Origin of the sequence: Oerskovia enterophila, from assembly GCF_001692445.1 — a bacterium.
Lineage (GTDB): Bacteria > Actinomycetota > Actinomycetes > Actinomycetales > Cellulomonadaceae > Oerskovia > Oerskovia enterophila.
The window spans coordinates 59170-85175 of the sequence record NZ_MAQA01000006.1 but is presented as its reverse complement, the minus strand read 5'-3'; the positions used below and the strand labels follow the sequence as shown (position 1 = coordinate 85175).

The following is a 26006-nucleotide window of genomic DNA, read 5'->3' as shown; positions in this document are numbered from 1 at the left end:
CTCCTGCTACTTGAACAACTTCTGCAACGCTTGTAGGTTGTTCGACATGACAGAGATCTCGAGGCTCCCCGGACCGGTGATGGAACTGTGGGAATGGCAGTACCAGGGCTCGTGCCGCGACGCGGACGACACCCTCTTCTTCCACCCGGAGGGCGAGCGAGGCTCCACCCGACGACGCCGCGCGGAAGCAGCCAAGGCCATCTGCGCCTCGTGCCCCGTGCTGATGCAGTGCCGCGAGCAGTCGCTCAAGGTCCGCGAGCCGTACGGCGTGTGGGGCGGCCTCAGCGAGGACGAGCGCTCCGCGATCCTGGCCGGGGTCTCGAAGACCGCCTGACCGCCTGGCCCCGGGCGCGACCTGCGGGTCGCCACGCCCCGGTCGGCCCGCACCACGACCAGCTTCACCACGACCTGCACCACTCCGAGGAACCAGCAGACCCCTGACATGACGAAGGGCCCCGCAACCGAGGTTGCGGGGCCCTTCGTGCTGGCAGCTGCCAGCCGTCAGCCGATGATCAGGCGACGACCACGGCGAGGATGTCGCGCGCGGAGAGCACCAGGTACTCCTGGCCCCCGTACTTGACCTCGGTGCCGCCGTACTTGCTGTAGATGACCTTGTCGCCGACGACGACGTCCAGGGGGACGCGGTTGCCGTTGTCGTCGATACGACCCGGACCAACGGCCAGGACCTCGCCCTCCTGGGGCTTCTCCTTGGCGGTGTCCGGAATGACCAGGCCGGATGCGGTCGTGGTCTCGGCCTCGAGGGCCTTCACGACGATCCGGTCCTCGAGCGGCTTGATGGGGACCGACACGTCGGACCTCCCCTTTCGCTATGAGAACTGCAACGGATGAGTGTCGAGCGCTGCCTGCCGTCCGTCGTCGCGGGTGCCGGACCGGCGGGTGTCGCTCTGGTGTTCGTCCACGCCCGAGGGCCTGAACGTCCTACGCACAATCTAGGTCCGCATTAGCACTCGGTCAAGGCGAGTGCCAACGCGTGCCGGGCGTGGAAAGATCGACGCATGGACGCGTCGGCACTGACCAAGCTGCTCAGCCCCACCGGGTGGGCGCTCCTCAACGCGCTCCCCCCGTACGACGAGCGACAGGCCATGGTGCTCGCGACCGGCCTGCGGGCCAAGGGGGTCGACCCGGAGCTCGCCGCGGCGGCCCTCACCCAGTCGCGCCTGCGCGCCAAGGCGCACCTGAAGTTCGACACGTTCGCGGACGGCATGCTCTTCACCCAGGACGGCCTCGAGCAGGCCACGCGGCTCGTGGTCGCCGCGCGCCACGCGCAGCGGTACCACGCGGCCGGGGTGACCAAGGTCGCCGACCTGACGTGCGGCATCGGTGCCGACTCCATGACGTTCGCCGGGACCGGTCTGCGCGTGCTCGCGACGGACATCGACGAGGTCACCGCGTCGATCGCCACCGTCAACCTGCGCCACTTCCCCGAGGCGGAGGTCCGTCACGCGGACGGCCTGAGCATCGACCTGGCCGCCGAGGGCGTCGACGGCGTGTTCGCCGACCCCGCGCGCCGCACCCGCTCGGGCACCCGGATCTTCGACCCGCGCTCGTACGCTCCCCCGCTCGACGACGTCTGGGCCCTGCGCTCGGTCGTGCCCGCGGTCGGCATCAAGGTCGGCCCCGGCATCCCGCACGCGGGTCTGCCGACCGACGCCGAGACCCAGTGGGTCTCGGTCGACGGCGACGTGGTCGAGGCCGCGCTGTGGTTCGGCCCGCTCGCCCCCGAGGGGCCCGGGCGCACCGCGCTGGTCCTGCGGACCGTCACGGACGACGACGGCACGCGCCGCACCACGTCGCGCACCCTGCGCCACTCCCAGGGCGACGACGAGCTCGTCCCCGACGTGGGCGCCGTCGGGCACTACCTGTACGAGCCCGACGGCGCGATCATCCGCGCCGGGCTCGTCGCCCAGGCCGCAGCGGAGCTGGGCGGGCGCCTGCTCGACCGGACCATCGCCTACGTGACCACGGACTCCCCCGCGCCGCGCGCGGCGGTCGGCAGCGCCGACAGTGCCGATCTCGCGACCGGGTACCGCGTCCTGGACGTCATGCCCTTCAGCCTCAAGAAGCTCAAGGCCTACCTGCGCGAGCGTGGCGTGGGACGCCTGACCATCAAGAAACGGGGCACGGCCGTCGTGCCCGAACAGCTCCGCAAGCAGCTCGACCTCCGCGGCACCGCGGAGGCGACCGTCGTCCTCACCCGGATCGCCGGCTCGCAGCAGGTCCTGGTCGTCGAACCGTTGATCCGGCCCGACGGCACGAACATCCTCGACTCCCCCACGCCTCCTGAAAGGGGCTGATCGGTGCACCTTCCCTTCGCCCGGTCCGAGCGTTCGTCCGTCGGCATCGAGTGGGAGCTCGCGCTCGTCGACAAGGACTCGGGCGACCTGCGCCAGGTCGCCCAGACCGTGCTCGACGCCGTCGAGCCCACCGACGGCTCGCAGCACCCGCACATCCGCCAGGAGCTGCTGCTCAACACGGTCGAGGTCGTGAGCGGGGTGTGCCGCACGGTCGGCGACGCCGGCCGCGACCTCGAGGCCGCGATCGAGGAGATCCGCGTCCTGACCGACCCGCTGCGCGTCGAGCTCATGAGCGCGGGCACGCACCCGTTCGCGCGCTGGGCCCAGCAGAAGGTCACCGACAAGCAGCGCTACGCGACGCTCATCGACCGCACCCAGTGGTGGGGCCGCCAGATGCTCATCTACGGCGTGCACGTGCACGTCGGGATCGAGGACCGCAGCAAGGTGCTGCCCATCTCGCGAGCCATGCTCGGGTACTTCGCGCACCTGCAGTCGCTCTCGGCCTCGTCGCCGTTCTGGGGCGGCAAGGACACGGGCTACGCGTCGAACCGCGCGCTCATGTTCCAGCAGCTGCCGACGGCCGGCCTGGGCTTCCAGTTCGAGACCTGGGAGCAGCTCGAGGGCTACGTCGGGGACATGATCCACACGGGCGTGATCGACCAGTTCGACGAGGTCCGCTGGGACCTGCGCCCGTCGCCGCGGTTCGGGACGCTCGAGACCCGCATCTGCGACGGCGCGACCAACCTCACCGAGGTCCTCGCGCTCGCGGCGCTCAACCACTGCCTGGTCGAGCACCTCTCGACGCTGCTCGACCAGGGCAAGGAGCTCCCGACCATCCCGGCCTGGTTCGCCCAGGAGAACAAGTGGCGCTCGGCCCGGTACGGGATGGACGCGATCATCATCCTCGACCGGGCGGGCAACGAGGAGCTCGTGACCGAGGCCGTGGCCAAGCTGCTCGTCGAGCTCGAGCCCGTCGCAGCCCGGCTCGGCTGTCTCCAGGAGCTCGACGACGTCCGCGTGATCCTGCGCCGTGGCGCGTCGTACCAGCGGCAGCGGGCCGTGGCGCGGCGCAACGGCGGCGAGCTGGACGCCGTGGTGCGCGCGCTCGTCGCGGAGATGCGGGCGGGTCGCCCGCTGTAGCCGCGACGTGCCCGACGCCGGAGCGCACCTCGGGTGCGCCCGGTCAGTAGTCCGTGATCGTGACCCCGCGTGCCGCAGCCTGCTCGGCGAGCCAGTCCTCGGACCAGTCGGGGGCCGTGCACGGCGACGACGAGCTGTCCGCGACCTCCTGCGAGTAGCCGCCCCAGGACAGGACGCGGCAGGTCGCGTCCGACTCGACGACCGTCTTCCAGTCCTCGTCGTCCCGCAGTCCTGCGTCGCCCGCGGACTGGACGACGTCGAACCGGTGCCACCACTGCATGAGGTGCGAGAGCTCGTGCGCGAGCACGAACTCCTTCGCCGCGGCGCTCGCCTCGGGTCCCCAGTACATGAACAGGGTCGTCGGGTAGTCGGGGTCGTAGCACCCCGCGACGCCCGACTCGCGCATGTCGCGCTCGACGATCCAGTCCATGCCGCAGTTGTACGTGCTGTCGTCGGTGAACACCACACGCAGGCCCTCGTTGGCCGCGTTGAGGTCGACGAGCCATCGCGTCGGGTCGGGCTGACCGGGCGCGAAGGGGGTACCGGGGGAAGCCGTGAGCAGGTCGTCCGGCACGGGCAGCGCGTACTCGCCCTGCTTCCATCGTTCCTCCATGCCCGCGCCGGGTGGGAGGTCCGTCCCGTCCGCGGTGAGGTCGCCCGGAGCCGGGTCGACGTCGCCCGTCGCGGGGACCTGGTCCGTGGCGGGCTCCGGGACCGGCTCGGGCGCGACCCAGCCGTCGATCGCCGGGACGGTCGGCGCGGGGTTGTCGAACACCTCGGCGAGGCCCTGCTGCGCGGACCGCACCACGCCGAGGACCATGCCGATCAGCACCAGGACGCCGACGATCGCGACGAAGGTTCCGACGAGCGCGGGCCCTCGGCGGCGCGGGGGCTGCGGCGCGCCGGGGGCAGGGTATCCCGGGGGTGCAGCAGGGGCCGGGGGCCCGTGGTGACCGGCTGTGCCCCAGGCCGGGCCGGCGGCCGACGACGGCCCCGGTGCAGGTGCCAGCCCGGTCGGTGCCACCGCAGGGGGCGTCGGGTGCGCTGCCCAGCCGGCTCGCGCGGACTCCTGGGCGGCGAGCGTGCGGTGCACCGCGAACCAGTGCGCCGACGCTGCCAGGGCGTGCTGCTGGGCCGGCCCGGCCTGGGTGCGTGCGTACGCGTGCCACGCCTGCGCGCTCTGCCACGCGGCGGCGGCGCTGCCGGGCGGCGCGGGCACCGACCCCGACGGCGGGCCCGGGTACGCCGGTCCTGCCGGGCCGGGTCGGGCGGGGTCCATGAGCTCTCCGTACTGCCCCCGCGGCGGTCGCGTCGGCCAGGTGGCACGGTATCAAGTCCACCCGCGCGCCCCGCCCGGGGGTCCGAACGATTCGGTGGCGGTGGCTGAGAGCATGGGCGCATGGATCCCGCGGACTTCTACACCGGACTCGTCGTCGAGCTCTACTCGCCCCTGAAGTCGGGTCATGAGGACCCCGAGCGCTACGCGCGCTTCGTCCTGGACTCGGGCGAGCCGGCCCTCGAGCTCGGGTGCGGGGACGGGGACCCGCTCCTCGCGCTGCGCGCGCTCGCCCTCGACGTCGAGGGCGTGGACTCGTCGGCCGACATGCTCGCCCGGTGCCGCGAGCTCGCGGCACGGGAGGGGATCGACGTCGTGGTGCACCACCAGCGCATGGAGGAGCTCGACCTCGACCGGAGCTTCCGCTCGATCTTCCTCGCGGGACCCACGTTCAACCTGCTGCCGGACGACGACACCGCCCTCGCCGCGCTGCGCCGCATCCGGACCCACCTGACCCCCGACGGCACCGCGCTCGTCCCGCTCTTCGTCCCGTCGCCGACGCCGACCGAGCAGCTCGGCCTGGCCCGCGGGACGACGCGCGACGACGGTGCGGTCCTGCGCGTCGGGGTCACTGCCGAGGAGCGCGACGAGAAGACCCGGGTCCAGCGCAGCACGCTGCGCTACGAGCGGGTCCTGGACGGGCTGAGCACGGTCGACGAGCGCGTGTGGACCATCCACTGGTACTCCCGCGACGGCTTCCGGGAGCTGGCCCGGGCAGCAGGGCTCGAGGTCGTCGACGTCCAGGACGACGACGGCCACCCGGCCGCCCACGACGCGAGCGACGTCACGTTCGTGCTGCGCGCCGCCCGCTGACGCGGCGTCCCGCACGGCTCGTCCCGTGACGGTCGTCGGGGCAGATCAGACCGTGACGGTCGTCAGGGGCATGGAGGAGTCGACAGGGATGTCGAGGCCCGACGGCGCGACGCCCGCCCGCACCACGGCCGAGCCGAGCGCGGCGATCATGGCGCCGTTGTCGGTGCAGTAGCGGATGGGCGGGATGCGCAGGTCGATGCCGGCCTCGGCGCAGCGCTTCGCGGCCATGTCGCGCAGCTGCGAGTTGGCGCTGAACCCGCCCCCGACCACGAGCGTCTCGACGCCGTGCCGCTGGCAGGCCGCGATGGTCTTGGCCGTGAGGACGTCCGCGACGGCCTCGGCGAACGAGGCCGCGACGTCGTTCAGGGGCACCTCGAGCCCGCTGTCGACGCGTGCCTCGACCCAGCGGGCGACCGCGGTCTTGAGGCCCGAGAACGAGAAGTCGTACGCGTGCTTCTCCTGGTCCTTGCGCGCGGTGAGCCCGCGCGGGAAGCGGATCGCGGTCGGGTCGCCCTCGCGCGCGAGGCGGTCGACGTGGGGCCCGCCGGGGTAGGGCAGGCCCAGGAGGCGACCGACCTTGTCGAAGGCCTCGCCCGCGGCGTCGTCGAGCGTCGAGCCGAGCTCGGTCACGTCGGTCGCGATGTCGTCCACGAGCAGCAGCGACGAGTGCCCGCCCGAGACCACGAGCGCCATGACGCGCTCGGGGAACTCGCCGTGGACCAGCTCGTCGACCGCGGCGTGGCCGATCACGTGGTTCACGCCGTACAGGGGCTTGTTCAGGCCGATCGACAGCGCCTTGGCGGCCGAGGCGCCGATCGTGAGCGGGCCCACGAGCCCGGGACCCGCCGTGACGGCGATCGCGTCGATCTGCGAGAGGTCGACGTCCGCCTCGCCCAGCGCGCGCTGGATCGTGGGGATCATCGCCTCGAGGTGGGCGCGCGAGGCGACCTCGGGGATGATGCCGCCGTAGCGGGCGTGCTCGTCCATCGAGCTCGCGACCGCGTCCACGAGGAGCTCGCGGCCGCGCACGAGCGCGACCCCCGTCTCGTCGCAGGAGGACTCGATGCCGAGGACGAGGGGGGCGCCGAGGCTGTCAGAGGTACCGCCAGAAACCATGGTTCCCAGCGTAGTCGTGCCGCAGGGGTCGTCGTGCGACGGGAGCCCCCTGCGCTGTGTCGCACGTCACGGCCCGGATCGGGAAGAGTGATTGATCCTTCAACTGTTGACCGAGGCATGAGCACAGAGACCTTCACCCCCATCGACGCCGCCTTCGACGACCTGCTCGAGATCGACGCCTCGACCGCCGACCTGCTGTTCCGCGAGGCCCGCACCGTCCACGCGTTCGAGGACGAGGCCGTGCCGGACGAGAAGATCCAGGCCGCCTACGACCTGGTCCGCTGGGGACCGACCGCCATGAACACCGTGCCGCTGCGCCTCCTCGTGGTTCGTGACCCCGAGGCCCGTGCGCGCCTGGTCGAGCACATGGCGGACGGCAACAAGGCCAAGACCCTCGCCGCGCCGCTCACGATCGTCGCAGCGGCCGACACGAACTTCCACGAGTTCCTCCCGGTCCTCGCCCCGCACATGGAGGGCGCCAAGGAGAACTTCGAGGCCGCCGGTGAGGAGACGCGCGCCGGGATGTCGCGCACGTCCGCGCTGATCCAGGTCGGCTACTTCATCGTGGGCCTGCGCGCTGCCGGTCTGCACGTCGGTCCCATGGGCGGGTTCGACGCGGCCGGCATCGACGCCGAGTTCTTCGGCGAGAACGGCTGGAAGTCGCTCGTCGTCATCAACGTCGGCACCCCGGCCGGCGAGGGCGCGACCTACCCGCGCCAGACGCGCCTCACGTTCGAGCAGGCGTCGCAGACCCTCTGAGGTACCGCGGCACCGCGTGACCCGTGCTCCGACGCCCCGCGCGTCGCGGTGCCGAGCACGACCCGAGACCCGTCCGGTCAGGCCCCCGTGGCCACCGGGCGGGTCTCGTCGTTGGACCACTGGGACCACGAGCCCGCGTAGAGCGCGGCGTCGACCCCCAGCGTGGCGAGGGCCGCGACCTCGTGCGCGGCCGTGACCCCGGACCCGCAGTAGACACCGACGTGCTGCTCACCGTCGGCGCGCACCCCGAGCGCCTCGAAGCGCTCGCGCAGCGCGTCCTCGCCGAGGAACCGGCCGTCGGGCCCCAGGTTCTGGACGGTCGGGGCGCTCACGGCTCCCGGCACGTGCCCCGCACGCGGGTCCACGGGCTCGACCTCGCCCCGGAAGCGCTCGCCCGCGCGGGCGTCCAGGAGCAGTCCCGCGCCCGACGACGCCAGGTGCGCTGCGTCGTCGGGCGTGAGCGTGAGGAGCTCGCCCTCCGACAGGACGACGTCCCCCGGGACGGGGACGACCTCGCCCTGCTCGAGCGCGAAGCCCGCGCCGGTCCACGCACCGAGGCCGCCGTCGAGGAGGCGGACGTCGGCGAGACCCGCCCACCGCAGGAGCCACCAGACGCGGGCGGCCGACGTGGCGCCCACCACGTCGTACGCGACGACCCGGGAGCCCGCGCGCACGCCCCAGCGGCGTGCTGCCGCCTCGAGGTCGGCGAGGTCCGGGAGCGGGTGCCGCCCCCGCTCGGGCGACGGCGGAGCGGCCAGCTCGGTCTCGAGGTCCACGAACACCGCGCCGGGCAGGTGCCCTGCGAGGTACTGCTCGTGGCCGTCCGTGACACCGAGCGCCCAGCGGACGTCGAGCAGGACCAGGTCGCCCGTGCCCGCCGCCACCTCGTCGTGCAGCGCCCGCGCCGGGACGAGCACCGCGTCGCGTGCGCTCACGCGACGCCCGGCTCGTCGGGTACCGCTGCGTCACGGATCTCGGCTGCGGGCGCGTCGTCCGTCGCCGAGTCGTCGGTCAGCTCGAGGCGCATGGTGTACGCGTCGACGTCCTCGGGCTGGTAGTACCGCTTGCGGATGCCGAGCTGCTCGAACCCGAACTTGCCGTACATGGCCAGCGCGGCGTCGTTGTCGACGCGGACCTCGAGCAGCACCGCGCTCGCGCCGATCTGGCGCGAACGGTCGATCAGCGCGGTCAGCAGCACCGACCCGATGCCGAGGTGCTGGTACTGCGGGTCCACGCCGATCGTCATGATCTGCGTGACGTCGCCGTCGAACCACAGCCCCGCGTAGCCGATGAGCTCCTGGGGACCTGCCGCGTAGAGGCGGACGGGCTCGGCCGCGACGTACCACCGGCCCAGCGCCCCGAGCTCCTCGGCGAGCATGCCGTAGGTCCAGGCGCTCGACCCGAATAGCTCCTGCTCGAGGCGCACGACGCGTGGGAGGTCCGCAGCCCGCAGCGGCCGGAGCTTGACCTCGTAGTGCGCGCTCACGCCCCGGCCCCCTTCGGGGTCGCCGCGGGCGGTGCGTCGCTCGCCCGCTTGCGTGCGGCCGGCTCCTGGACGTCGGGACGGCGCAGGTACAGCGGCTCGGTGGGCTGCTCGAAACCCGCGTCGCGGCGGGCGATCGCGAGCCGCGCGAGGACCGTCGCGTCGGGTACGAGGGGCGCGTCCTCGGCGAGCGGCAGGTGCTCGGGGTACAGCGCAGCCCCTTCGCCCACGACGACGGCGCCCGCGGCCTGGTCGGCCAGCCCCGAGGCCGGACCGACGTCGGGCCCGGCGACGAGCTCGACGACCGGGGTCGCGTGCGGACCCTCGTGCGCCACGACGCGGTAGCGCGCCCAGTAGACCTCCCGACGGCGGGCGTCGGCGGTCGCGAGGACCTCGTCGCCCGGCGTCAGGCCCAGGTCGCTCACGGCCTGCGCCGCGATCGCGTCGAGCCCCGAGACCCCGAGGGCCGGGATCCCGAGCGAGAGCGCGAGCGTGCGGGCCGTGACGAGCCCGACGCGCAGGCCCGTGAACGGAGCCGGACCGGTGCCCGCGACGACCGCGGTCAGCGCGGTCCGGTCCACGCCGGCCTCGGCGAGCACCTCGCTGACGAGGGGGGCCAGGGTCTCGGCGTGCCGACGTCTCTCGTCCGCAGAGCGCACGGCGAGCCGTTCACCGCCTTCCCCGACGAGGGCGACCGCGACGGCGGCTGACGTATCGAGCGCGAGGACTGCCACGGTCCCAGCCTACTTTTCCGCGGACGGGTCGGCGGCCAGCGCCTGCGCGTCCGGTCGGCCCGTGCTCGTGCCCAACGGGGTGTCCGGATCCCCCGACGCCTCGACTGCCTCGACGACGGCCGCGCGCAATGCGGCCGCGGCCCGCTCGAAGTCGGCCCACCGGTCCCCCACGGCCCGCACCGTCACGTGCCGGACACCGGCCTCGGGCGCGTCGAGCCCGTCGTCGGGCTCGCCCCCCGCGACGGACACGCCCAGCCCGCCGCGCGGGCGCTCGATCGTGATCTCCAGGCGGTCCTCGGCGAGGGACTCCACGAGGTCCTGGCCCCACTCGACGACCGTGACCGACTCGTCGAGGCTCGCGTCGAGGTCCAGCGCCTCGACCTCGTCGAGCGAGCCGAGCCGGTAGGCGTCGACGTGGACCAGGTACGGCCCGTCCGCGAGCGGCGGGTGGACGCGCGCGATGATGAACGTGGGCGACGCCACCTGCCCCCGGACCCCCAGGCCCGTGCCGATCCCCTGGGTCAGGGTCGTCTTGCCCGCGCCCAGGTCGCCCGTGAGCATCACGAGGTCGCCCGCGCGCAGCTCACGGGCCAGCGCGAGCCCGAACGCGCGCGTCGCGTCGGCGTCGGGCAGGTCGATGGTCAGGTCGGTCATGACAGCCACTCCTGGTCGTGGTGAAGGGGGGTGTGCGAGGCGGTGGGGGCGGGCTCCGCCGGTGTCGCCGACGCGCCCGAGGCGAGCGCCGTCGTCGGGCCCTCGTCCGCGCCGTCGACGTACACGCGCGGAACCCGCGCACCCAGGCGCGTCGTGATCTCGTAGCTGATGGTCCCGGCGGCCAGCGCCCAGTCCTCGGCGGTCGGGGCTCCCCCGCGGGCCAGGCCCGCGCCGGGCCCGAACAGCGTCACGACGTCGCCCGCCTGCTCGGACGCGTAGGGGCCCAGGTCCAGCACGAACTGGTCCATGCAGACGCGGCCGGCCACGTGCAGGACGCGTCCCGTGCCGTCCACGCCGCCGGCCTCGTCGATCGGCCCACCAACCAGCACGGGGCCACCGGGCCGCTCGGGCAGGGCGCCCGAGGCGTGCCGCGGGATGCCGTCGGCGTAGCCGAGCGGGACCACGCCGAGGTTCGTCGCCCGGGGCGTCGTGTAGGCGTGCGCGTAGGAGACGCCCTGGCCTCCCGCGACCTGCTTGACGGTCGCGAGCCGTGCCTCGAGCGTCATGGCCGGGACCAGCCCGTAGTCGTCGGGCGTGCCGAGGCTCGGGACCGGCGAGAGGCCGTAGACCGCGAGGCCCGGGCGCACCAGGTCGTAGTGCACGCGCGGGTTGGTGAGCGTCGCCGCGGAGTTCGCGAGGTGCCGGACCTCGAGCTGCGCACCCGCGGCCTCGGTCGTGCGCACCGCGGCGTCGAACACGTCGGCCTGGTGCAGGACGGTCGGGTGCTCGGGCTCGTCCGCGAAGGCGAAGTGCGACCAGATCCCGACGACGCGCAGCACGCCCTCGGACTCGGCGCGCAGCGCGGCGTCGAGCACGGCCGGGAGCTGCTCGGGAACGATCCCGTTGCGCCCGAGCCCCGTGTCGATCTTCAGGTGCACGCGGGCGGGGCGTCCGGCCGCGCGAGCCGCCGCGGCGACCTCGTCGAGGGCCCACGGTGCGGCGACCGAGACGTCGATCTCGGCCTCCACGAGCGCCCTCAGCGGCGCGCCCGGCGCGTAGAGCCAGGTCAGGACCCGCGCCTGGTCGGGGCCGATGCCCGCGGCGCGCAGCGAGAGCGCCTCCGAGATCTGCGCCGTGCCGAGCCACGTGGCCCCGCCCGCGAGCGCCGCGCGGGCGCTGGGCAGCAGGCCGTGGCCGTACGCGTCGGCCTTGACGACCGCCATGACCTGGGCCGTGCCGGCGTGCCGCGCGAGCGACTCGACGTTGGAGCGGATCGCGCCCAGGTCGATCACGGCGCGCGCCGGGTAGTAGTCGGCGGGCGGGACGGGGCCGGTGGCCGACGGCGTGGGGGTGGTGTCGCCGGTGGAACCGTGCGGGGGATCGCTGAAGGGGCTCACGGTCACCGATTCTCTCACCGGCGGTGACCGATGGGTGGGCCGAGGGCGACGGGCCCGCCCGCCGGGGACGCCCTCACCGCCCGCCGAGGGCGACGGACCCGCCCGCCGGGGACGACAGGGCCGCCTGCTGAGGACCAGGCCTACGCCCACTCCTGCAGGGGCCGCGTCGTCTCGAACCGCCGGGGTCTCCCGCTGAGCGGGTCGACGAACTCGATCGAGCGTGAGACGAGCTGGAGCGGCCGGCTGAAGTCGTCAGGGCGCACGTCGTAGAACGTCGGGTAGAAGTTGTCGTGCAGGATCGGCAGGCCCAGCGAGTTCATGTGCAGCCGGAGCTGGTGGGTCTTGCCCGTGTGCGGGGTGAGACGGTAGAGGCCCAGGCGACCGCGGGACCCGTCGCCTCCGTCGCCCGTCCCGGACGGATCCTCGCGGGTGTCCACGAGCTCCACGAGGCTCTCGGAGTTCGGCTCGCCCGGCACCTCGGACGCGCGCATGACGCCGCGCTCCTTGTAGATGCGGCTGCGTACGACGCGCGGCAGGTCGAGCGCAGGGTCGACGCCCGCGACGGCCTCGTACACCTTGGTCACGCGCCGCTCGGCGAACAGCGTCTGGTACGGGCCGCGGACCTCGGGCCGGACGGTCAGCACGAGCACCCCGGCCGTCACGCGGTCGAGCCGGTGCGCGGGCGAGAGCTCGGGCAGGTCGAGGTCCCTGCGCAGCCGGACGAGCGCGGACTCCGCGATGAAGGCGCCACGCGGGATGCTCGCGAGGAAGTGCGGCTTGTCGACCACGACCAGGTCGTCGTCGCGGTACAGGATCTCGATCTCGAACGGGACGCGCGTCTCCACGGGCGGGTCCCGGTACAGGAACACGCGCGCGTGCTGTGCGAAGGCCGTGTCGGGCGCGACCGGTCGGCCCAGGTGGTCGACGACCTCTCCCGCGGCGACCTTCTCCCGCAGACGCCGCTCGTCGTCGGGAAACCGGTGGACGAGGTGGTCCAGGACGGTGTCCCACCGGGGCGAGCCGTCGCTGCCGTCGCCGTTGGGGGGCAGCACGACGCGGGTCGCGTTGAGGCCGTCGCGCACGGGGAGCGGCTGGAACGGGATGCGCCGACGGCGCGGCGGGACCTGAGGGGTCGTGGGGGTCGGCACGGCCACCACGGTAGTCGCTCGCCCTGGGCGGTCCTGCTGGGTGCGGAGCTCTTGTGCGACACACCGGGCGTGTCGCGCGAGGGCTCCGCACCCAGCGTGGTGGACCGTCACGAGGGGTGGACGACGACGTCGGCCCGGTCCCGCGTCGAGGCGACCAGTCGGGCGTTGGTCTCGTCAGGCCCGAGCGCCCAGGCGCGCGCCGCGGCAGGCGGCTTGCCGTGCCGCTCGTGCCGCGCCACGAGGCGCTCGACGCGGACGTGCTCGGGGACCTCGAGGAACCAGGTCTCGTCGAGGATCGCTCGCACCGGGGTCCAGCGCCCGCGGTCCTGGTCACCACCGAGCAGCAGGTAGTTGCCCTCCGTCAGCACGAGCTCGACGTCGGGTCCGACGGGGATCGACCCCGCGACGGGCTCCTCGATCTCGCGGTCGAACGCGGGCGCGTAGACCGTGACGCCGTCGCGGGGCGACCGGAGCCGTTCGAGGAGCGCGACGTACCCGTGGGCGTCGAACGTGTCGGGGGCACCCTTGCGGTCCCGGCGGCCCAGGCGGGCGAGCTCGGCGTCGGCGAGGTGGAAGCCGTCCATGGGCACGACGACGGCGCTCACCCCGGGCGCTCGGACGCCCTGGGTGGACGGGGTCGGCCGGGCCCCGGCGCTGGCGGCGGGTGCGGCGCGCTGCGTGAGCGCGGCGAGGACGTCGCCGGCGAGCGTCGACTTCCCCGCTCCGGGTGCGCCGACGATCCCGACGAGCACCCGGACACGTCCGTCGGGCTCTGCGCGCCGGGCGCGCGCGACGAGAGCTGCGCACCGGTCCGCGAGCGCCGTCGCGACGTCGCCCTCGATCAGCGCCGGGTCACTCTCGACCTGCACGTGCGTCACCTTCGACCTCGTCTCTCGTCACCGTCGGCGTGGCGGTGCGTCACCCTCGGAGCAGCTCGGCCACCACCCCGGGGACCGCCTCCGCTACGTCCATGGCTGCGACGGGTCCGCCTGGGTTGGCCCGCACAGCGGCCGCCCCGTGGACCGTAGCAGCCGCGGCAGCGAGCTCTGCCGCCAGCCCGGGCTCTCGGACCACGCGCTCGCCGTACGCGGCCAGAAGAGCGCCCAGGAGGCCTGTGAGCACGTCTCCGGAGCCCGCGGTCGCGAGCCAGGCAGGTCCGTCGGCCTGGGACCACGCGCCCTCGGGCCCGACCACCACGGTCGCCGACCCCTTGAGCAGCACGGTCGCGCCCGTGAGCTCGTGCGCGGTGCGCGCCCAGCGCAGCGGCTCGGCCTCGACGCCGTCCCGGTCGACGTCCGCGCCGCGCGCGCGCAGGAGCGTCGCGAGCTCGCCCGCGTGCGGCGTCAGCACGACCGACGGCGGGCAGGTCGCGGGCAGCAGCGACAGCGCACCGGCGTCCACGACGCACGCCGGACGCGGGCCGGCCGAGGCGTCCCAGGCGTCCTGCGCCAGCTCGCCGCACGCCACCGCGAGCGCGTACCGGATGCGCTCGTGCTGGCCGGCGTCCGCTCCGGAGCCCGTGTCCCGCTCGCTCGCGCCATCGCGCAGCCCGGACCGCTCCCCCGCGGCCGGTACCCCTGACCCGAGCGCCCACGCCTGGACCCTGCCCTCGGCGGGCACCGCCTCGGGGCGAGCCGAGACGACGACGCGCGCGACGTCGTCGGGCCCGCGGTAGCGCACCATGCCGGCGCCCGCGCGCACGGCCGCCGTGACCGCGAGGACCGCAGCCCCCGGGAACGTCGGTGTGCCCGCGACGACTCCCAGGACCCCGCGCGTGTACTTCTGGTCGCTCACCCCGGGCACGGGCCACAGGCGCGCGACGTCGGCGGGTTCGAGGCGCCTGACCGGGGGAGTCCCCAGCTCGTCGAGGCCCACGTCGACGGGCGTGACGAGCCCCGCGAGGTGCGTCGCCGGCGGCAGCAGCAGCCCGGGCTTGGGTGCGCCGAACGTGACCGTCCGGTCGGCACGCAGGACCGGCCCGGGGACCGAGCCGTCGTCTACCCCGATCCCGCTGGGCGTGTCGACCGCGACGACCCAGGGGACGTGGACGGCGCGAGCGGCACGCCCCGACCTCCCCTCCGCGAGCGACTCGACCAGCTCCCCTGCCAGCCCCCGCAGCGCCCCCGACGCCCCGATCCCGACCAGCCCGTCGACGACCACCTCGGCCGAGAGGATGCCCTCGACGACGTCCCCCCACCGTGCGGGCCCGGTCGGGACGGTCAGGTCGAGGACCCGTCCACCCGCGCGGCGCAGCGCCCTCAGACCTGCGGCATGAGGGTGCCCGCTCGTGCAGACCGCCTCGACCGCGACCCCGCGCCGGGACAGGTACGCCCCCGCGAACAAGGCATCGCCCCCGTTGTTGCCCGAACCCACGAGGAGCACCACGCGCGTGCCGGTCACGCGCCCGGGGCGCGCACCGCCGTCGGGCCCCGCACCCCGAGCTCGCGCGGACCGCCCATGCGCGGCCGTACGCCGCAGGTCGCCCGCGACGACCGTCGCGAGCGCGAACGCCGCGCGCTCCATGAGCGGGACGCCCCGGGCGAGCAGCGGCTCCTCGGCGGCACGGACCTGGGCGGCGGTGAACGCTTCGATCATGGGGCCATGATGCCGCGCGCGGGCGCGGCCCGCCGGGCCGGGCTGCGCGCGGGCGAGACCCGCGCGGCCCCCGTTGCCCGCCGGGCTAGATTGGCGACCATGCGATTCGGACTCTTCATCCCGCAAGGCTGGCGACAGGACCTCGTCGGCATCGACCCCTCGGCACAGTGGGAGACCATGCGGTCGCTCGCGCAGCACGCGGACACCGCGACGACCGGCGCGCCCGGCTCTGACGCGCGGCACGCGTGGGAGTCGGTGTGGGTCTACGACCACTTCCACACGGTGCCCGAGCCCACGGGCGAGGCCACGCACGAGGCCTGGACCCTCATGGCGGCGTTCGCGGCGTCGACCGAGCGCGTGCGCCTGGGCCAGATGTGCACGTGCATGGCCTACCGCAACCCGGCCTACCTCGCCAAGGTCGCGGCGACGGTCGACATCGTGAGCGGCGGCCGCACCGAGATGGGTATCGGCGCCGGCTGGTACGAGCACGAGTGGCGTGCCTACGGCTACGGCTTCCCGGGCGCGGGAGCGCGCCTGGGCGCGCTCGACGAGGGCGTGCAGGTCATGGAGCAGATGTGGCGCACGGGCTCCGCGACGCTCGACGGCACGTACTTCCAGGTCGACGGCGCGCTGTGCCACCCGCAGCCGCTCCAGGTCCTGGACGGCGTGGGGGCAGGAGGCGGCAGCGCCCCCAGCATCCCGCTGTGGATCGCGGGCGGCGGCGAGAAGAAGACGCTGCGCATCGCCGCGCAGCACGCCCAGTACACGAACTTCGACGGGTCCCTGGAAGGGTTCGCGCACAAGTCCGACGTCCTGCGGGGGCACTGCGAGAGCATCGGTCGCCCGTTCGAGGACATCACGCGCTCGGCCAACTACAACGTGGTCATCGGCGAGACCGAGGCCGACGTCGAGGACCGCCTGCGCTGGATCGGCGAGCACTACGCCAAGACCGTCCCGGCCAAGGTGGAGCAGACCGTGCGGGACTTCCGCTCGGGCCCGCTCGTGGGCACCCCCGAGCAGGTCGTCGAGACCCTCCAGAAGCTCGAGGGCGCGGGCATGACGTACGCCATCACGTACTTCGCGGAGGCGGCCTACGACCGCAGCGGGATCGAGCTGTTCGAGCGCGAGGTCGTGCCGGCGCTGCAGGGCTGACCGCTTCCGCTCGCTCGGTGCCTGCGGGTGGCAGTGTGCCGGTGCCGGTGCCGAGCACGAGGTTGCGTTCGTTCTGACGTCGAGAACGACCGCAACCTCGTGCTCGACGGCCGCTCGCGGCCACTCGACCACCTGCTCGACGACGGAGCCCCCTCGGCCTCCCGCCTCACCCGGGCGGAGCGCACGACGAGGCGACGATCCCTCAGCCCTCCGCGACCACCATGGCCGACGCGATCCCGGCGTCGTGCGAGATCGACAGGTGGAACGACGTGATCCCGAGCGCGGTCGCCCGGGCCTGGACGGTCCCGGTGATCTCGACCTGGGGGGCGCCCCCGACGACGCGGTGGACCGTGGCGTCCTGCCAGTTCATGCCGCCGGGCGCCCCGAGCGCCTTGGCGATGGCCTCCTTGGCCGCGAAGCGGGCCGCGAGCGACGACGCCGGGAGGTCGCGCTCGGCCGGCGTGAACAGCTTCTCGCGCAGGCGCGGCGTCCGACCGAGCGTGTCCATGAACCGCGCGACGTCCACGACGTCGATTCCCACCCCGATGATCATGCGTTCACCCTAAGCGGTGGCGTGCGGCACGGGCCCCGGACGCCGGAAGCCCACCGGGCCGGGGCACGGTGGGCTGCTGGCAGGTGAGGCTGCGTGCTCGGTCCGGACCGGCGCAGCGCACGGGCTACTCGACCGTGACGGACTTCGCCAGGTTGCGCGGCTGGTCGACGTCGAGGCCCTTGGCCGTGGCCAGCGCCATGGCGAAGATCTGCAGCGGGACGACCGCCAGGAGCGGCGAGAGCAGCGTGGGCGACTGCGGGATCCAGAAGATCTCGTCCGCGAACGGCAGCACCGCGTCGTCGCCGTCCTCGGCGATGACGAGGGTCCGGGCCCCGCGGGCCCGGATCTCCTGGATGTTGGAGATGACCTTCGAGTGCAGCGAGTCGCGCCCGCGCGGCGAGGGCACGACGACGAAGACCGGCTGCCCCTCGTCGATCAGGGCGATAGGCCCGTGCTTGAGCTCACCGGCGGCGAAGCCCTCGGCGTGGATGTAGGCGAGCTCCTTGAGCTTGAGCGCGCCCTCGAGCGCGACCGGGAACCCGACGTGCCGGCCCAGGAAGAGCACCGACGTCGCGTCCTTCATGGAGCGGGCCACGGCGCTGACGTACTCGCCGCGCTCGATCACGGTCTGGATCTTGCGCGGCATCTCGCGCAGGTCGTCGAGGATCTCGCGGATCTCGTCGGGGAACTTGTTGCCGCGCAGCTGCGCCAGGTACAGGCCCAGCAGGTACGCCGCGGTGATCTGCGAGAGGAACGCCTTGGTCGAGGCGACCGCGATCTCCGGGCCGGCGTGCGTGTACAGGACCGCGTCGGACTCGCGCGGGATGGTCGACCCGTGCGTGTTGACGATCGAGATGACCTTGGCGCCCTGCTCACGCGCGTGCCGGACCGCCATGAGCGTGTCCATGGTCTCGCCGGACTGCGTGACGGCCACGACGAGCGTCTTCTCGTTCACGATCGGGTCGCGGTAGCGGAACTCGTGCGCGAGCTCGACCTCGACCGGGATGCGGCACCAGTGCTCGATCGCGTACTTGGCGACGTGCCCCGAGTAGGCCGCGGTGCCGCACGCGATGACGATGATCTTGTCGATGGTCCGCAGCACGGCCTCGTCGATGCGCAGGTCGTCGAGGATCAGGCGTCCCTCGGCGTCGGTGCGTCCCAGCAGGGTGTCGCCCACGGCCTGCGGCTGGTCGTGGATCTCCTTGTCCATGAAGGACGCGAAGCCACCCTTCTCCGCGGCGGCCGCGTCCCAGTCGACCGTGAAGCGCGTGGCCTCGGCCGGGTTGCCGTGGAAGTCGACGACCTCGACCGAGTCCGGGGTGATGGTCACGATCTGGTCCTGGCCGAGCTCGAGCGCGTCCTTGGTGAAGGCGATGAAGGCCGCGACGTCGGAGCCGAGGAAGTTCTCGCCCTCGCCGAGCCCGACGACGAGCGGAGAGTCGTGCCGCGCACCCACCACGGTGGTGGGGCTGTCCGCGTGGACCGCGAGCAGGGTGAACGTGCCTTCGAGCTGGCGGGCGACGTAGGCCATGGCCTCGGTCAGGTCGCCCGTGCGGCGGTAGGCGCGGGCGAGCAGCTGGGCGGCGACCTCGGTGTCGGTCTCGGAGAGGAACGTGGCGCCGTCGGCCAGCAGCTCCTCCTTGAGGACCGCGAAGTTCTCGACGATCCCGTTGTGGATGACCGCGAGCCGTCCGTCGTCCGCGAGGTGCGGGTGGGCGTTGGTGTCGTTGGGCGCGCCGTGCGTCGCCCACCGCGTGTGCCCGATCGCCGCGGACGCGGCGGGCAGCGGTCTGGCGGCGAGCTCGTCGAGGAGCTTGACCAGCTTTCCGGACTTCTTGGCCGTCGCGACACGGTTCAGCTCGGGTGCGACGAGCGCGACCCCGGCCGAGTCGTAGCCGCGGTACTCGAGCCTGCCGAGTCCTTCGAGGACGACGTCCAGGGGTCGCCCGGACGTTGCGAGAGGGCCTGCGTAACCCACGATTCCACACATGTTTCCGGAGTCTAGCGGCACCGGTTCGGGCTCTCTCGACCGCGACATCTCGCGGTTCTTTGTTAGCGGTCCGGCGGCTCACGGTTCTCGATCACCGCGCGCGTCCGGCAGAATCATCCGAGTGGTTCCTCCCTCCGACCTGCCCGTCCCTCCGCGCGAGGGTCTCCCTGCGATCGACCCGGGCGCCTCTCCCGGCGCGGGGCTGCTGCCCGAGCGCACCACGGCGTCGCCGTACGTCGACCTGGACCGCGCCGCGTGGAGCAAGCTCTCCGAGTCGACGCCGCTGCCGCTGACGGACGCCGACGTCGTCAAGCTCCGCGGCCTCGGCGACCCGATCGACCTGGCCGAGGTCGACGCGATCTACCGCCCCATCTCCCGGCTCCTCAACCTGTACGTGACGGCCACGAGCGGCCTCCACGAGGCGACGTCGACCTTCCTGCGGGAGAACTCGACACGCACGCCGTACGTGATCGGTGTCGCGGGGTCGGTCGCCGTAGGCAAGTCGACGACGTCACGCATCCTGCGCGAGATGCTCGCGCGCTGGCCCGAGACCCCGCGCGTCGAGCTCATCACGACCGACGGTTTCCTCTACCCGAACGCCGAGCTCGCGCGCCGCGGCCTCATGGAGCGCAAGGGCTTCCCGGAGTCGTACGACCGCCGTGCCCTGATCCGGTTCCTGTCCCGCGTGAAGGCGGGCGCTCCCGAGGTCCGCAGCCCGGTCTACGACCACCTGACCTACGACATCGTCCCGGGGGCCGAGACGGTCGTCCGCAAGCCGGACGTCCTGATCGTCGAGGGCCTCAACGTCCTGCAGCCTGCACGGCCCAGCGCGACCGACGAGTCGACGGTCGCGGTGAGCGACTTCTTCGACTTCTCGATCTACGTCGACGCGCGCACGCGCAACATCCGCCAGTGGTACGTGGACCGGTTCCTCTCGCTGCGCAGGACGGCGTTCGCGCGTCCCGAGTCGTACTTCAAGCGCTACGCGACGCTCACGGACGAGGAGGCGATCGAGAAGGCCAAGTCGATCTGGGACTCGATCAACGCGCCGAACCTCGAGGAGAACATCCTGCCGACCCGCGGGCGGGCGACACTGGTGCTGACCAAGGGCTCGGACCACTCGGTCCAGCGGGCGCGCCTGCGCAAGATCTGAGCCGCGCCACGGCACCCTCTGCGAGGCTGCAGAGGGCGCCGTGGGTGCACCAGCGCGGCCTCGCCGCCTGCTCACGCCCGCTCGGCGGCGAGAGCGAGCGGTGGAACGGGATCTCAGCAGGCTCGGCGGACCGCGGCCTCGTCGTCGTCCTGCAGGCCCTCGGTGCCCGACGACGGCGCGGCGGCCGGGTCGGTCGGCGCACCGTGGAGCGGGGTCGCCCCGGCAGCGGCGGCTCGCGCAGCCTCGGCCGCGCGACGCTTGCGGGCCATGCGGTTCATGATGCGGTCGACGACCACCCCGGACAGGACCCCCAGGATCACGCCGAGGACCATGGCCAGGAGCGGCTGGTGGCCGAGCCACTGCGCGGCCACGAGACCGATGAGGACCGAGTAGAGCGCCCACGTCACGGCAGCGAGGCCCGAGTAGAGCATGAAGCGGCGGCGGGGATAGCCCACGGCACCGGCCGTCATGTTGACCGCGACGCGACCGATGGGGACGTAGCGGGCCGCCAGGATGAAGGCCGCCCCCCGCGCCTTGAGCGCCTGGTCTGCCCAGGCGACGGCCTTGCGGCCGCGGACCGTGCGGAGGAACCTGATCCGCTCGGTACCGATGCCCCTGCCGAGCGCATAGGCGATCTGGTCCCCCGTCCAGGCGCCGGCCGCAGCGATGGCCAGGACGAGCACGAGGTTGGGGTTGCCCGACGCGCTGGCAGCGACCGCGAGGGTGATGACCACGGACTCGCTGGGGATCGGCGGGAAGAACCCGTCGATCGTCGCGAAGGCGTACAGGGCGGGGTAGATCCATGCGGACGCCGCGAGTGCGAGGACCCAGGTCTCCAGGTTCTCCAAGAAGGTCGAGACGGCCTCTATCACGGGTCCTCTGTTCGTCGGCTGGTGTGGCGAACCAGGCTGGTCACAGGTACAGGAGATGCACCTGTGACCAGCCTACGGATACGAGGGGCCGGCACCATCGGGGAAACCCCCCAGTCTGCCCTGATCTCGACCCCTACCTTCCTCGATAGATTCTGCCGCACCGACCGAGACCGGAACGTCATCCTCTGGAGGGAGATCTCCACCTAGGGAGGTCCCCCAGAAGGATGCTGTGACACTTCCGAGGGACGGACCTTCCGGGCCGGCCAGGCCCGTCAGGAGCCGGCAACGTCAGGGCAGCGCGAACCCCAGGGCCTCGGCGGCCCCCGAGGGGTCCGGGGTCTGACCCCAGAACCGCATCATGCTGTCGTTCGACGCGAGCGACCGGAGCTCGGCGCGGTCGAGGTAGAGCCCGCCGCCCAGGTGGTCGGTCTCGTGCTGGACGATCCGCGCGGGCCAGCCCGTCAGGACCTCGTCCACAGGTCGCCCGGCCTCGTCCTGGCCGGTGAGCCGGACGGTCCGGGGCCGGGCCACGACGGCCTGCCAGCCGCTCACGCTCAGGCAGCCCTCGTAGAACGCCCGACGCTCATGCCCCACGGCCTCGTACGCGGGGTTGACGAGCACGCGGAACGGCAGGGGGTGCCGCTCGCGCAGGTCCGCGTCCTCGGGGTCGGAGACACCCGCGTCCTGGATCACCGCGACCGCGATCCCCAGGCCCACCTGCGGAGCCGCGAGCCCGACCCCGGGGGCCGCGTGCATGGTGCGACGCATGGCCTCGACCAGCTCGGGGAACAGGTCCCCGAGCTGGCCGGTGTAGGGCACCGCGGGTCGGCGCAGGACCGGGTGACCGGCCTGGACGATCGGCAGCACGCCGTCCTCGTGGCGAGCGAGATGGCTCGCGACCTGGTCGCGCAGCTCCTCGTCGACGGGTCCGGCGAACCCGGGCGCGTGGCTCCCGGCCGTCACAGGGCCAGCCGGTCCCGCACCACCGCGGCGAGCGACTCGGCCACGGCGTCGGCGGAGGCCTGCGTCGCGGCCTCGACCATGACGCGCACCAGGGGCTCGGTGCCCGACGAGCGCAGGACGACGCGGCCGGTCTCGCCGAGGCGGGACTCGGCGGCTGCGACGGCCTCCTGGAGGACCTCGTCGGTCGCGGCGCGTGCCTTGTCCACACCCGGGACGTTGAGCAGCGTCTGCGGCAGCTTGGGCACGGCACCCGCGAGGTCCGCGAGCTTGGCCCCCGACTCCTGGATGCGCGCGGCGAGCTGGAGCGCCGTGAGGACGCCGTCGCCCGTGGTCGCGAACTGCGACAGGATGATGTGGCCCGACTGCTCGCCGCCCAGGGTGTACCCGTTGGCGCGCATCTCCTCGAGGACGTACCGGTCGCCCACGCCCGTCTGGACGGTCCGGATACCGGCCTCGCGCATCGCGAGGATCAGTCCGAGGTTGCTCATGACCGTGACGACGAGCGTGTCCTCGTGCAGTCGCCCCTTGTCCTTCTCGGCGAGAGCCAGGACACCCATGATCTGGTCGCCGTCGACGAGCACGCCACGGTGGTCCACGGCGATGCAACGGTCGGCGTCGCCGTCGAACGCGACCCCGAAGTCGGCCTCGGAGGCGACCACGACGGCCTGGAGCTGCTCGGGGTGGTTCGAGCCGCACTTCTCGTTGATGTTGCGTCCGTCAGGGCTCGCGTTCATCACGACGACGTCGGCGCCCGCCGCGCGCAGCGCGGCGGGTCCCACGTCGCTCGCCGCACCGTTCGCGCAGTCCACGGCGATCCGCAGGCCGGAGAGCGGCAGGGCGTCGCCCGTGGCGCCGATGCTCCCGATGAGGTGCTCGACGTAGTCCGCGCCCGCGCTGCCCGTGTCCGTGCGGACGCGGCCGACGTCGGCCCCGAGCGGACGGTCCCACACGGTGTCGAGCTGACGCTCGATCTCGTCCTCGAGCGAGTCCTCGAGCTTGATCCCGCCACGGGCCAGGAACTTGATGCCGTTGTCGGCCATCGGGTTGTGCGAGGCGGAGATCATGACGCCGAAGTCCACGTCGAGCGTGCTCGTGAGGAACGCGACGGCCGGCGTCGGCAGGACGCCGACGTCGAGCACGTTGACCCCGGCGCTCGCCAGGCCTGCGGTCACTGCCGCGCCGAGGAACTCGCCCGAGGCCCGCGGGTCGCGGCCGATCACCGCCCGCGGGCGGTGCCCTTCGGGTTGTCCCGTGCGTCCCAGCACGTTGGCCGAGGCCACGCCCAGGCCGAGCGCGAGCTCGGCCGTGACGTCCCTGTTCGCCAGCCCCCGCACACCGTCGGTGCCGAACAGTCGTCCCATGAGTTTTCCTCCCTCAACGGGACGGTACCGGCACCGAGGCCCGCACCGCCCCCGCTGCGAGCCGACCGGTCCGGTCGCTCGTCAGCATCCCTGACAAATGACAACGGCCCCGGTGGACGATGTCCACCGGGGCCGTTGTGCGCAAGCGCTGGATCAGCGCTTGGAGTACTGCGGAGCCTTACGGGCCTTCTTGAGCCCGGCCTTCTTGCGCTCGACGACGCGGGCGTCGCGGGTCAGGAAGCCGGCCTTCTTGAGCGCCGGGCGGTTGTGCTCGGCGTCGATCTCGTTCAGCGCACGGGCGATGCCCAGGCGCAGAGCGCCGGCCTGGCCGGACGAGCCACCACCGTTGATGCGGGCGATGACGTCGAAGCGACCCTCGACGTCGACCAGCTTCAGCGGGGAGTTGACCAGCTGCTGGTGCACCTTGTTGGGGAAGTACCCCTCGAGGGTGCGGCCGTTGATCTTCCACTGGCCGGTGCCGGGCACCAGGCGCACGCGGGCGATGGCCTCCTTGCGACGGCCCAGGGCCTGCGCGGGGGCGGTGATGCTCTGGCCACGGCCCGTGGGGGCTGCGCTCTCAGAGGTGTAGTTGCTGGGAGTCTCTTCGTCCAGCACGTCGATGTCGACGGTGGTCTCGGCCACTGGTGTGTCCTCGCGTCCTAAGTTCTCGTCTACGAGCAGGCGGAGCCTACTGCGCGACCTGGGTGATCTCGAAAGTCTTCGGCTGCTGCGCGGCGTGCGGGTGCTCAGAGCCTGCGTAGACCTTGAGCTTGCCGAACTGGGCGCGGCCGAGCGAGGTCTTGGGGATCATGCCGCGGACGGCCTTCTCCACAGCACGCTCGGGGTGCTTCTCCAGCAGGTCGCTGTAGGCGACCGCCCGAAGACCACCCGGGTAACCGGAGTGGGTGTAGGCAAGCTTCTGCTCGCGCTTGTTGCCGGTGAGGGCGACCTTGCCGGCGTTGATGACGATGACGAAGTCACCTCCGTCGACGTGAGGCGCGAAGGTGGCCTTGTGCTTGCCACGGAGCAGGGTCGCCACGTGGGTGGCGAGGCGGCCCAGGACGACGTCGGTCGCGTCGATGACGTACCAGTCACGCTGGACGTCGCCGGGCTTCGGGGTGTACGTACGCACGGTCGTAGCCTTCGTTTCGTGTCTTCGATGTCTTCGGCGCAGGAGCCTGCGTCCGACAAGTCGTTCGGCCTTCGGTCGACGGATGTCCACGTCACGGAGCGAGTGGGCGCACAAGTGACGAGATAACCGAAGGGGAAGCACAACGACTCAACAGACTACCTGGACGGCCCATGCAGGGTCAAAACAAGATGCGTCACACCGAGGGCGAAAAGGACCTCGGTGTGATCAGCCTCGTCGGACGGCACGGGCTCTGGTGCCAGACAGCCGATTCAGGCGGTTGCCCGGTGGTTGTCGTGGGAGAGACCGGTCATCGCGTCTTCCCGAGGTCGAGGATACGCGCCCGGGCGCAGTTCGGCACAGGCGTCGCACTGGAGCGTGCGCGCCAGGCCCGCGCAGTCGGTGCAGAACAGGCGCAGCGTCTGGCACCCGGGGTCGACGCAGTTCTCGTACTTCGCGGTCGCCGCGCCGCACTCGCAGCACGCACCGAGCGGGACCGTGTCGTCGCCGAACTCGACGTGCATGCGCTCGTCGAACACGTAGAGCGACCCTTCCCACAGCCCCTGGTCGCCGAACGTCTCGCCGTAGCGGACGATCCCGCCGTCGAGCTGGTAGACCTCCTCGAAGCCGCGCGCGAGCATGAGCGAGGACAGGACCTCGCACCGGACGCCGCCCGTGCAGTAGGTCACGACGGGACGACCCTTGAGGTCGTCGTAGGCGCCCGAGTCGAGCTCCGCGACGAAGTCACGCGTCGTCGCGACGTCGGGTACGACCGCACCGCGGAACTTGCCGATCGCGGCCTCGAACGCGTTGCGGCCGTCGAAGAACACGACGTCCTCGCCACGCTCGGCGACCAGCTCGTGGAGCGCCTCGGGGGCGAGGCGCACCCCGCTGTCGACCACGCCGTCCTCGTCGACCGCGATCTCGTCGACGGCCCCGAAGCTCACGAGCTCGGGCCGGACCTTGACGGACAGGCGGGGGAAGTCGCGCCCCGTGCCGTCCGACCACTTGACGTCGATCCCCGCGAAGCCCGGGTACTGCTTGGTGGTCTTGACGTACTGCTTGAGGTTCTCGACCGTCCCGCCGAGCGTGGCGTTGATGCCGTGCTCGGAGACGATGACGCGGCCCGTCAGGTTCCACTGCTCCCCGAGCGAACGTTGCCACAGCTGCACCGCGCGCGGGTCGGCGAGCGGTGTGAAGGCGTAGAAGAGCACGATCTTGGGGACGGCCATTGCTCCATTTTAGGAGCCCGACGGCGCCGCGCAGGCCGTGCTATCGGCTCTCCGTGGGGCGTGTGGTCTTCCTCACCGCGTCACGTCCTCGCGTGGGGCCCGTCCCGGCGC

At 72.8% G+C, this 26006-nt stretch carries 26 protein-coding genes; 7 read left to right on the top strand and 19 right to left on the bottom strand.

The features are described 5' to 3' along the window. The first annotated feature begins 46 nt into the window (after positions 1-46). Entirely contained in the window at positions 47-334 is a 288-nt protein-coding gene (locus OERS_RS04280; protein ID WP_056653881.1) for a WhiB family transcriptional regulator, read from the top strand. A 178-nt stretch (positions 335-512) separates the two neighbouring features. Here the strand turns inward: OERS_RS04280 and groES are convergent, their stop codons facing one another. Then, entirely contained in the window at positions 513-809 is a 297-nt protein-coding gene (gene groES / locus OERS_RS04275) for a co-chaperone GroES (RefSeq protein ID WP_056653879.1), read from the bottom strand. A gap of 207 nt (positions 810-1016) precedes the next feature. Between groES and OERS_RS04270 the strand changes: the two genes are divergently transcribed. Next, entirely contained in the window at positions 1017-2315 is a 1299-nt protein-coding gene (locus tag OERS_RS04270) for a class I SAM-dependent methyltransferase (protein WP_068624693.1), read from the top strand. A gap of 3 nt (positions 2316-2318) precedes the next feature. Then, the gene (locus tag OERS_RS04265; RefSeq protein WP_056653873.1) at positions 2319-3455 is read left to right on the top strand and encodes a glutamate--cysteine ligase; all 1137 of its coding nucleotides are present in this window, start codon (positions 2319-2321) and stop codon (positions 3453-3455) included. Between the two features lie 43 nt (positions 3456-3498). On the opposite strand, the gene OERS_RS04260 is transcribed toward OERS_RS04265, so the two are convergent. After that, a complete protein-coding gene (locus tag OERS_RS04260) occupies positions 3499-4734 on the bottom strand; it encodes a hypothetical protein (RefSeq protein WP_068624691.1) in 1236 nt (411 codons plus the stop codon). A gap of 120 nt (positions 4735-4854) precedes the next feature. Here OERS_RS04260 and OERS_RS04255 point away from each other — a divergent pair, with 120 nt between their 5' ends. Continuing rightward, positions 4855-5604: a class I SAM-dependent methyltransferase gene (locus OERS_RS04255; RefSeq protein ID WP_068624689.1), complete on the top strand. Its 750-nt coding sequence runs from the start codon at positions 4855-4857 to the stop codon at positions 5602-5604. A gap of 45 nt (positions 5605-5649) precedes the next feature. Here the strand turns inward: OERS_RS04255 and tsaD are convergent, their stop codons facing one another. Beyond that, entirely contained in the window at positions 5650-6720 is a 1071-nt protein-coding gene (tsaD, locus tag OERS_RS04250) for a tRNA (adenosine(37)-N6)-threonylcarbamoyltransferase complex transferase subunit TsaD (protein ID WP_056653863.1), read from the bottom strand. Positions 6721-6837: 117 nt separating this feature from the next. Between tsaD and OERS_RS04245 the strand changes: the two genes are divergently transcribed. Beyond that, positions 6838-7479: a malonic semialdehyde reductase gene (locus OERS_RS04245; RefSeq protein ID WP_056653860.1), complete on the top strand. Its 642-nt coding sequence runs from the start codon at positions 6838-6840 to the stop codon at positions 7477-7479. 77 nt (positions 7480-7556) lie between these two features. Here the strand turns inward: OERS_RS04245 and OERS_RS04240 are convergent, their stop codons facing one another. From OERS_RS04240 to OERS_RS04205, 8 genes are all read right to left on the bottom strand, one after another. Continuing rightward, positions 7557-8414, bottom strand: coding sequence for a sulfurtransferase (locus OERS_RS04240; protein WP_083201211.1), 858 nt, complete (start codon positions 8412-8414; stop codon positions 7557-7559). After that, complete coding sequence (rimI, locus tag OERS_RS04235) at positions 8411-8965, bottom strand: ribosomal protein S18-alanine N-acetyltransferase (RefSeq protein ID WP_068624687.1); 555 nt, start codon at positions 8963-8965, stop codon at positions 8411-8413. Before rimI ends, OERS_RS04240 begins: the two co-directional genes overlap by 4 nt. Further along, positions 8962-9696 carry a tRNA (adenosine(37)-N6)-threonylcarbamoyltransferase complex dimerization subunit type 1 TsaB gene (gene tsaB / locus OERS_RS04230; protein WP_068624686.1) on the bottom strand — a complete coding sequence of 245 codons (735 nt, stop codon included), beginning with the start codon at positions 9694-9696 and terminating at the stop codon, positions 8962-8964. Before tsaB ends, rimI begins: the two co-directional genes overlap by 4 nt. 9 nt (positions 9697-9705) lie before the next feature. Next, positions 9706-10350 carry a tRNA (adenosine(37)-N6)-threonylcarbamoyltransferase complex ATPase subunit type 1 TsaE gene (gene tsaE, locus OERS_RS04225; RefSeq protein WP_082618297.1) on the bottom strand — a complete coding sequence of 215 codons (645 nt, stop codon included), beginning with the start codon at positions 10348-10350 and terminating at the stop codon, positions 9706-9708. Then, positions 10347-11642, bottom strand: a complete 1296-nt coding sequence (gene alr / locus OERS_RS04220; RefSeq protein WP_068624725.1) for an alanine racemase — start codon at positions 11640-11642, stop codon at positions 10347-10349. The genes tsaE and alr overlap by 4 nt, the downstream gene beginning before the upstream one ends. Before the next feature lie 245 nt (positions 11643-11887). Continuing rightward, positions 11888-12895, bottom strand: coding sequence for a pseudouridine synthase (locus OERS_RS04215; RefSeq protein WP_248948338.1), 1008 nt, complete (start codon positions 12893-12895; stop codon positions 11888-11890). A gap of 107 nt (positions 12896-13002) precedes the next feature. Then, entirely contained in the window at positions 13003-13764 is a 762-nt protein-coding gene (locus tag OERS_RS04210; RefSeq protein WP_231907760.1) for a nucleoside/nucleotide kinase family protein, read from the bottom strand. A 49-nt stretch (positions 13765-13813) separates the two neighbouring features. Next, the gene (locus OERS_RS04205; protein ID WP_068624685.1) at positions 13814-15490 is read right to left on the bottom strand and encodes a bifunctional ADP-dependent NAD(P)H-hydrate dehydratase/NAD(P)H-hydrate epimerase; all 1677 of its coding nucleotides are present in this window, start codon (positions 15488-15490) and stop codon (positions 13814-13816) included. Positions 15491-15589: 99 nt separating this feature from the next. Here OERS_RS04205 and OERS_RS04200 point away from each other — a divergent pair, with 99 nt between their 5' ends. Then, positions 15590-16642 (top strand): LLM class F420-dependent oxidoreductase, encoded by a 1053-nt coding sequence (locus OERS_RS04200; protein ID WP_068624683.1) that lies wholly within the window; start codon positions 15590-15592, stop codon positions 16640-16642. Between the two features lie 202 nt (positions 16643-16844). Here OERS_RS04200 and OERS_RS04195 read toward each other — a convergent pair whose 3' ends face one another. Together OERS_RS04195 and glmS are read right to left on the bottom strand one after the other, a co-directional pair. Continuing rightward, entirely contained in the window at positions 16845-17195 is a 351-nt protein-coding gene (locus tag OERS_RS04195; protein WP_068624681.1) for a holo-ACP synthase, read from the bottom strand. Between the two features lie 124 nt (positions 17196-17319). After that, positions 17320-19185 carry a glutamine--fructose-6-phosphate transaminase (isomerizing) gene (glmS, locus tag OERS_RS04190; RefSeq protein WP_068624679.1) on the bottom strand — a complete coding sequence of 622 codons (1866 nt, stop codon included), beginning with the start codon at positions 19183-19185 and terminating at the stop codon, positions 17320-17322. A 172-nt stretch (positions 19186-19357) separates the two neighbouring features. Between glmS and coaA the strand changes: the two genes are divergently transcribed. After that, positions 19358-20338: a type I pantothenate kinase gene (gene coaA, locus OERS_RS04185; protein WP_139107692.1), complete on the top strand. Its 981-nt coding sequence runs from the start codon at positions 19358-19360 to the stop codon at positions 20336-20338. 113 nt (positions 20339-20451) lie between these two features. Here coaA and OERS_RS04180 read toward each other — a convergent pair whose 3' ends face one another. The 6 genes from OERS_RS04180 to trhO form a co-directional block, all read right to left on the bottom strand. Then, positions 20452-21210, bottom strand: a complete 759-nt coding sequence (locus OERS_RS04180) for a DedA family protein (RefSeq protein WP_068624676.1) — start codon at positions 21208-21210, stop codon at positions 20452-20454. 288 nt (positions 21211-21498) lie between these two features. Beyond that, positions 21499-22173 carry a peptide deformylase gene (locus tag OERS_RS04175; RefSeq protein ID WP_409365916.1) on the bottom strand — a complete coding sequence of 225 codons (675 nt, stop codon included), beginning with the start codon at positions 22171-22173 and terminating at the stop codon, positions 21499-21501. Then, positions 22170-23534: a phosphoglucosamine mutase gene (gene glmM / locus OERS_RS04170; protein WP_056653834.1), complete on the bottom strand. Its 1365-nt coding sequence runs from the start codon at positions 23532-23534 to the stop codon at positions 22170-22172. Before glmM ends, OERS_RS04175 begins: the two co-directional genes overlap by 4 nt. A gap of 153 nt (positions 23535-23687) precedes the next feature. Then, positions 23688-24176, bottom strand: coding sequence for a 30S ribosomal protein S9 (gene rpsI / locus OERS_RS04165; RefSeq protein WP_056653832.1), 489 nt, complete (start codon positions 24174-24176; stop codon positions 23688-23690). Positions 24177-24222: 46 nt separating this feature from the next. Next, on the bottom strand, positions 24223-24666 hold the full coding sequence (gene rplM / locus OERS_RS04160; protein WP_030151909.1) for a 50S ribosomal protein L13: 444 nt from the start codon (positions 24664-24666) through the stop codon (positions 24223-24225). A 269-nt stretch (positions 24667-24935) separates the two neighbouring features. Continuing rightward, the gene (gene trhO / locus OERS_RS04155) at positions 24936-25895 is read right to left on the bottom strand and encodes an oxygen-dependent tRNA uridine(34) hydroxylase TrhO (protein ID WP_082849001.1); all 960 of its coding nucleotides are present in this window, start codon (positions 25893-25895) and stop codon (positions 24936-24938) included. Between the last annotated feature and the right edge of the window lie 111 nt (positions 25896-26006).